Raw genomic sequence first — 7,724 nt, 5'->3', positions numbered from 1 at the left:
CGAGAGGCCGGATACATTTATGCAACTGGAATCGTCATCGACGATGTCGCGAACCCTTGCACGGACGGGGCGGACCATACATTTTCCGAGAAGATCTTTCAAAGCGGCATTGTCGAGCATCGCGTCCGCCAGGAGTCGCTTCAGACGAGCGTTCTCATCCTCTAGCGTCTTCAGCCACTTCGCTTCCGACACGTCCATGCCTCCATACTTCGCCTTCCATTTGTAGATGCTGGCGTCGCTGACCCAGTGCTTGCGGCACAGATCGGCCACCGAAACTCCGGCCTCGTGCTCCTTCAAAATCCCGATGATCTGCTCTTCACTGAAACGGCTGCGCTTCATTCTCTGGTCCTCGCGTTGGGCCAGAGCGAACTTCAAACCGGATTAAGCCAAAGGGGCAACGTCACTTCGAAGAGCCTTCGGCAAGACCTGCAGACTCCCCAAACGGTGGGGCGAACCAACACCGGACAAAACTTAGGGCAAGCTCAGAGCTACACGGATTGTTTGCTTCTGAGAAAACTATTCGCGGGATCTTCGGCGGTTCTCAATTGCCCTTTAAAAACGCGAAAGAGGGTCATCAGCTTCTCCTGACGGCCCTCTGTTCACAGCGGTTGTTCCAGATAGGATTAGATCTCCTCGGCAAGTTGCTTGGGGCTAAGGCGCAACGCAGCTGCGCGGCGGTGGCCTTCCAGCTTTTCGGTCGCGCTCTGGCGCACAGCGGCCGGAGCGACGGCGGCAACGCCGCGCTCGTCCAGCCACTGATGGGTGGCAATTTTCACGTAGGAACCAACCCAGAGGCCGCCGGTGTAACGGCCTGCGGCCATAGTTGGCAGGGTGTGGTTCGTACCGCAGCACTTGTCCGAATAGACGACGCTGGCCAGTTCACCGATGAAGAGCGAGCCGTAGTTCCTAAGCTTCTTAGCGGTTGCCTGCGGATCGCGGGTGTGGACTTGCAGGTGCTCCGTTGCAATATAATCCGCGTATTCGATCATGGTCTCTTCGTTTTCAACCACAGTGATCTCGCCATAATCTTTCCAAGCGAGGCCTGCCACCGGAGCCGTCGGCAGATCTTCCAGCTGCTTTTCTACTTCCTTGAGAACGTCTTCAGCAAGCTTGCGGTCAGTCGTCACAACCCCAACACGGGTGCGCACATCATGCTCGGCCTGCGCCAACAGATCGGTCGCGATGGTTGCTGCATTGCCGGTTTCGTCAGCGATGATGAAGATTTCGCTCGGGCCAGCGAGCTGGTCGATGCCGACCTGACCGAACACTTGGCGCTTCGCTTCATTGACAAAGGCGTTGCCCGGGCCGACGATCTTGTCGACTGCCGGAATGGTCTCAGTGCCGTAGGCCATTGCCGCAATTGCCTGGGCTCCGCCAACGCGGAAAATGCGGTCCGCACCAGCAAGGTGGCAGCCGGCGATCATCGCGGAATGGGCATTTGGCGGTAGGCAGGCGATGACCTGATCACAGCCTGCGACCTTGGCCGGTACGATGGTCATGACCGGAGCCGACAGAAGCGGATAGCGACCGCCCGGCACATAGCAGCCGATAGTCTCAATCGGAATTACGCGGTGACCGAGGTGAAGACCGGGGAGGCTCTCGATTTCAAGCGGCAAAATGGTACCCAGTTGAGCTTCGGCGAAGCGGCGGACGTTGACTATGGCAAATTCGGTATCTTCTCGGGTCTGCGGATCGAGATCGGCGACAGCTTTCTGCTTCTCCTCCTCGTTGACTTCGAAGTTCGTGACGTCAGCCTTGTCGAAGGCAAGCGAATATTCGCGAACTGCAGCGTCTCCGCGCTCACGGACGTTCGCAATGATGTCCCTTACGGTTTTCTCGACTGGGGCCGAGTCTGAGACGGCGTCTCGGGTCGGCTTCTTGATCTGGGTGAATTTACCTTTCAGACCCTCGAGACGTGACGACATCAAAACCTCCTTACGTGGGATGATGGAAGGCAGCATCGTGCAATCGGATCAGGCTGGCAATTGCATCAAACCAAGTGTTCAGTATAATCACCAATCAATCGGACAACCCGTCCCTCGTCGCCTTTCTCGTGGGACTTTCATGGTCCTCCTGATCAAATCATTAACGGAACTGACAAATGCCTCAACTTGGGAGCAAACTTCGTGAACTGCGTCGTCGGCGGAACCTTGGTGTGAGAGAGCTAGCGGCTCGTTCAGGGATATCTCATTCCACAATATCGCTAATTGAGAGAGACCGGATGAGCCCTTCGGTCGACACCTTGGGTGCTGTTCTGGACGCACTTGGTACGACGCTTATTGGCTTCTTTTCTGATCTGCAATCGAGCCTTCCCTATTCGCCTTTCTACGCGGCAGCAGACCTCGTTGAGATTGGAAAGATAAAAACAATTTCTTATCGGGTCATCGGGCTCGATCATCCGAACCGCCAACTGCTCATGTTGCATGAACGATATGCTCCTGGGGCAGATAGCGGTGAGGAATTCAGTCATGCAGCGCAAGAAGCCGGCATGGTTCTATCTGGTATGGTCGAGGTGTCCGTGGGAAACCAAAAGCGAATACTCCAATCAGGCGATGGCTACTATTTTGATAGCCGTCTGCCACATCGATTTCGGAATGTTCACGACGGGCGAAGCGAAATCTTAAGTGCGATTACGCCACCCACCTACTAGCCCGAAAAATTCATGGTGGGTTGGCGGATGTGGTGCAAGCCATTGAAATGACGTCGGATTTGGTTGCTTAAGCCGATCCGAATCATTTCCCGGAGACCACACCCGCCATGACGATCTTACACTGCCGCTGAGCGGTTTGTCATCAGTGGGCGGCAAGTCCGTGGTCGCCCGTTTCGACGGCGGCATGCTGTCGTCCAACAGCGGTGTTCTGGCTCTGGCCGAAGTGGAAAAGCGGCTGGGTGTGGCCGACCGTCTGGCGCGTTGCATCGACGATCCGCGCTGGGCGGACCAGGTCGTCCACAGCCTGGCCGACATGATCGGCTTTCGCATGAAGATGATCGCCGCCGGCTACGAGGACGGCAACGACGCTAACCGGCTGCGCTCCGATCCGGTCTTCAAGATGGCCCAGGATGCGCTGCCGTCGGGCCGGGATCTGGCCTCCCAATCGACGCTGTGCCGGCTAGAGAACCTGCCCGGCGTGCGGGAGCTGGTCGCCATGGGGCGGGCGATGGTCGACCTCTATTGCGCCTCTTTCCGGCAGGTGCCGAAGCGGATCGTGCTCGACATTGACGACACCTTTGATGCCGTGCATGGCGGCCAGCAATTGCGCCTGTTCAACGCCCATTACGACGAATACGGCTTCCAGCCGATCGTGGTGTTCGATGGCGACGGCCGGTTCGTCGGTGCGGTTCTTCGGCCGGCCAAGCGACCGAGCGGGGCTGAGATCCGCCCCCACCTGCGCCGCCTAGTGCGGGCGATCCGGAGCAACTGGCCGAACACACGGATCCTGATCCGGGCCGACGGCCATTATTGCAGTCCACTGGTCATCGACTGGTGCCGCGCCAACGATGTCGACTTCATCCTCGGGCTGGCGCCCACCACGACGCTGCGCAAGCATGTCGCGGATCTGGAAGCCAGCACGCTGACGCGTTTTGAGCATCGGCGAAAACGAACAAGGTCCGCCGCTTCAAGGAGTTCTTTGACGGCGCAGCCAGCTGGAGCCGCGTCGAGCGCATCATCGCCCGCGTCGAGGTCAGTGCCCAAGGTACTGACACCCGCTTCATCGTCACCAATCTGGCCGGTGGCAAGGCCAAGGCGCTCTACGCGGACCTTTACTGCCGGCGCGGAGCGGCCGAGAACCACATCAAATCGTGGAAGACGCATCTCGCCGCCGACCGCACATCCTGCACCAGAGCCACAGCCAACCAGTTCCGGCTGTTCCTGCATGCCGGCGCCTACTGGATGATGTGGGGGCCTGCGCGCCGCGATGCCGAAGCGTTCCAGCTTTGCCGTCGCCCAATTCGACACGCTGCGTTTGCGCCTCATCAAGATCGCCGCGCGGGTGGTCGAGATGAAGACGCAAATCCGCTTGCACCTGCCGACATCCTGCCCCGACCAGCGCATCCTGCGCATCGTCCTCGATCGCATCCCCCAACTCGCGACATAACGATGGGGCGCTGACGCCCCGAAAAACAAACCCGCCGACCGCAACCCGCAAACCCCCGCCTTCCATCACGACGGCTCACAGCCGTCGCACCAAGAGGGTTGGTAAAAAGCACTGCAACGGCGAACAGATCGCCGCTTCAGGCCACCGAAAACTCATCGCTGTGCATCAAGGCGGCTAGCAGGAGCGGAGCGGCCACAGGCGATCACGCTCGGCGCCGACAAGGCCCACGACGCGGAAGACTTCGTCAATGAGCTGCGCTCGATGAGGGTGACGCCGCATGTAGCGCAGAACACGAGCGGCCGCAGTTCCGCGATGGACGGGCGCACGACGCGGCATGGCGGCTATGGTTGCAGTCATTGTCGGATCTTCGACGATGTCGGACATGAGACACAGCGCTATCAGAGTGGTCGCATTGTTCTGAAACGATTTTCCTAGTTGGCACGACACATGCAGTCCTATGCGCCAACGCGTTGCCGCGCCGCAGACTGGGAGAACTCATCCATGATCACACTCGCCGAACATGCGCTCGCCGCCGCAAATAATGAGCTTTCCCGAGCAGACGGAACAACTTTGAATGCTCCCGACGATGATCCCTATCTTTGGCTCGAAGATGTAAAAGGCGAACCGGCACTTGACTGGACCGCCAGCCAGTCGGCCAGGACACTGGGCCACTTCGGTGGAACGCAGTTCGAGCGCGACCACGACGTCCTGACAGCGATTTTCGACCGTCCCGACAAGATTGCCCTGATCACGCGCCGCGGTCAGCACCTCCACAATTTCTGGCAAGATGCCCGTAACCCGCGCGGCCTGTGGCGCCGGACCACCCTTGCCGCCTACATGAAGGCGGATCCCCAATGGGAGGTACTGCTCGATCTGGACGCCCTCGCCGTTAGCGACGGAGAGGACTGGATCTGGGGCGGCGCGTCGATCGAGCCGGAGAGACGGGAAAGAGCCGTTCTGCGCCTGTCGCGCGGCGGCAGTGACGTGGTCGTGCATCGCGAATTCGATTTGGGGTCTCTGAGCTTTGTCGCCGACCGTTTCAATCTCCCGGAGGCCAAGGGCGACATTGATTGGCTCGGCCCTGACACGCTTCTGCTTTCCAGTGCGCTTGGCATGGCCACCCGTTCCGGCTACGCGCGCACCGTGCGGCTGTGGAAGCGTGGCGCGGATCCCCTCACCGCGCCGCCAATCTTCGAGACCGGCTGTTCCGAATCTCTAGGCGTGTCTGGTTATGTGGACCGCACCGCCGAGAGCGAGCGCCTTTGGTTCATCGAGAATACTGGCTTCTTCGAGCAGATAGTCCGAACCGGCGACAAGAGCGGGCCGAAGATTGAAATCGACTTTCCTCGGGACGCCTGGTGGCGTGTCTTCGGCGATTGGCTCACGGTAAAGCCGGGCAAACCCTGGACGGTGGGAGGGACGACCTATGCCTCCGACGTACTGATCGGCATCTCGCTTTCCTCTTTCATCGCCGGCGAGCGCGGCTTTGTCACCCTGTTCGAACCTGGCGAGAGGCGCTCCCTGCAGTCATTCTTCTGGAACGACGGGAAGCTCATCATCTCCTACCTGGTTAGCAGTTCCGCGTTTCGAGACGTTCACTCCGGGCCGGCAGGAATGGACGCGCCGAGCCCTGGACACCGTGCCCGCCGAAGGACTGTCCACCTGTGGTCACTCGATGCGGAAGATCACGAGAGCAATGGAGAGATCCTCGTTTCGGCTCAGGACCCGATCACGCCACCGCAGCTGCTCCTATTGGACCTCAATGACGCGCCGCCTCTCGGTAAGCCAGTGATCCTGAAGCGTAACCCGGAGAATTTCGACGCATCCGGGCTGGTGGTCACCCGCCAGGAGGCAGTCTCGAGTGATGGTGAGATGATCCCCTATACGCAGGTCGGCCCGGCGAACGGAAACGGGGATGCCCCGGTTCAGCTCACCGCCTATGGCGGGTTCGACATATCGCTCCTGCCCTACTACAACTCTTCGATCGGCAAGCTGTGGCTCGAACGCTGCGGCTCGTGCGTGGTGGCCAACATTCGGGGAGGCGACGAGTGGCACGAAGCCGGGCGCGGACAGGGCAAGCGTCTCGCCCATGACGATTTCGCCGCCGTTGCGGCCGACCTCGTGCGGAGGGGCATTACGCGACCGGGGCGGATTGCCGCCGAAGGCGGCTCAAATGGCGGCCTCCTGATCGCCAATATGCTTACCCGCTACCCTGAGCGTTTCGGCGCGCTGGTCTGCACAATTCCGCTTGTCGACATGCGCCGCTACACCAAGCTTTTGGCGGGCGCGAGCTGGATTGACGAATATGGCGATCCCGACGAGCCGGAAGCTTGGACTTTCCTGAAGGAAATCTCCGCCTATCACGCCGCGATGCCCGGACAGCCCTATCCACCGATCCTGCTTGCCACCAGGAAGCGGGACGACCGCGTCCATCCGGCCCACGCGCGTAAGATGGCCGCAAAGCTGCAGGCTCTTGGCTATCCCGCTTTTCTACGAGCCCGGCGCGGGCGGGCACGGCAACAGCAAGGACAATCGGGAGCGGGCCGCCTTCATTGCCCTGGGCAACAATTTCCTTCGCAGCGCGATCAGCTGGCAAGACCATCGCGTTCGATAGGTGGCCGGGACCCAACAAAAGCAACGTTTCACATAAAGTGAGCACAGGTCGATGATTGCGGGAACGCCCAAGTGATGTCGGCGCAGTCTCATGCAACATTGAGCACGAGACTCGGTCAATATAAGTTAATCAGAGGAAGTTCTTAATAGTGCAGTGCATCATTTACAATTGTAACGGAGAGAATATCATGGCGAAAAAGCGAATGGGCGTGGCGCGAGGAGTAACGGCGGCCTTCCTCATGATGGTGGGACAGCAGGCCGTCGCGGCGGAGCCTCCAGTAGCCGCAAGCGTCCCGCAGGCAGGGGTCTCGGTCACGGAAGCGCCAACCCCTTGGCAGATCCGCCTGCGTGGGTTGGGGGTCATCACTAAGGATTCGGGCTACGTCAATGCGGTGCCCGGCTCCGGCCTTTCCTATTCGGACACCGTGACCCCGGAACTCGATATCTCCTATTTCTTCACGGACAACTTCGCCGCCGAGCTTATCCTCGGCACCACCTATGCCAACATCGAGGGCCAAGGAACGGTCGGCGGCCTGGGCAATATCGGCAAGGTTTGGCTGCTGCCGCCTACCCTCACATTGCAGTATCATTTTACCAATTTGGGCGCGTTCAAGCCCTATGTCGGCGCCGGCGTGAACTACACGATCTTCTATAACCAAGATGCCGGCAGTGCCGATGCTCTCCATGTTAAGGACGCGTTCGGCACCGCGCTGCAGGTCGGATTCGACTACATGGTGGATCGGCACTGGGGCGTCAACTTCGACGTGAAGAAGCTTTTCCTGAAGCCAGACTTCGACGTCACGGTGGCCGGGGCGAAACTGACGGGAAAAGCGGCGCTCGATCCCTGGTTGATAGGCGCAGGTGTCACCTACCGCTTCTGATAGCGAAAGGCGAAGCGCTTGCTGACCGCCGAGCTGAATGTGAGGGCGCCTAGAGCGATTCCTATTTTGAGAGAATCGTAGGATTCCCAAAGCCGGATGTTTGTGATTCAAGATGCTGGCTGGATTGGAGGCC

The 7,724-nt window shown here is 59.6% G+C and carries 4 protein-coding genes and 3 pseudogenes; 5 read left to right on the top strand and 2 right to left on the bottom strand.

What is annotated here, in order from left to right; translation table 11 throughout:
- A partial coding sequence (locus NKH97_RS32960; RefSeq protein ID WP_352799916.1) for a transposase occupies positions 1 to 339 on the bottom strand: 339 nt, incomplete at its 3' end.
- Positions 340 to 623: 284 nt separating this feature from the next.
- Entirely contained in the window at positions 624 to 1,925 is a 1,302-nt protein-coding gene (hisD, locus tag NKH97_RS32955; protein WP_352799913.1) for a histidinol dehydrogenase, read from the bottom strand.
- 176 nt (positions 1,926 to 2,101) lie between these two features.
- Between hisD and NKH97_RS32950 the strand changes: the two genes are divergently transcribed.
- From NKH97_RS32950 to NKH97_RS32930, 5 genes and pseudogenes are all read left to right on the top strand, one after another.
- Entirely contained in the window at positions 2,102 to 2,650 is a 549-nt protein-coding gene (locus NKH97_RS32950) for a cupin domain-containing protein (RefSeq protein WP_352799910.1), read from the top strand.
- A gap of 121 nt (positions 2,651 to 2,771) precedes the next feature.
- A pseudogene (locus NKH97_RS32945) lies at positions 2,772 to 4,097 on the top strand (IS1380 family transposase).
- Between the two features lie 183 nt (positions 4,098 to 4,280).
- A pseudogene (locus NKH97_RS32940) lies at positions 4,281 to 4,451 on the top strand (IS5/IS1182 family transposase); the annotation flags it as partial.
- Positions 4,452 to 4,598: 147 nt separating this feature from the next.
- Positions 4,599 to 6,711 (top strand): annotated as a pseudogene (locus NKH97_RS32935) (prolyl oligopeptidase family serine peptidase).
- Positions 6,712 to 6,898: 187 nt separating this feature from the next.
- Entirely contained in the window at positions 6,899 to 7,591 is a 693-nt protein-coding gene (locus tag NKH97_RS32930; RefSeq protein ID WP_352799907.1) for an OmpW/AlkL family protein, read from the top strand.
- Positions 7,592 to 7,724: the final 133 nt, after the last annotated feature.

Origin of the sequence: Mesorhizobium sp. M0870 (genome assembly GCF_040319775.1) — a bacterium.
In the GTDB taxonomy this organism is placed as follows: Bacteria; Pseudomonadota; Alphaproteobacteria; order Rhizobiales; family Rhizobiaceae; genus Mesorhizobium.
The sequence above is the reverse complement of the archived record's forward strand: the minus strand, read 5'-3'. Positions and strand labels throughout refer to the sequence as shown.

Coding starts and splice junctions, on each gene's coding strand:
- hisD (WP_352799913.1), bottom strand. CDS start 1,925: ATGTCGTCACGTCTCGAGGGTCTGAAAGGTAAATTCACCCAGATCAAG.
- NKH97_RS32930 (WP_352799907.1), top strand. CDS start 6,899: ATGGCGAAAAAGCGAATGGGCGTGGCGCGAGGAGTAACGGCGGCCTTC.
- NKH97_RS32950 (WP_352799910.1), top strand. CDS start 2,102: ATGCCTCAACTTGGGAGCAAACTTCGTGAACTGCGTCGTCGGCGGAAC.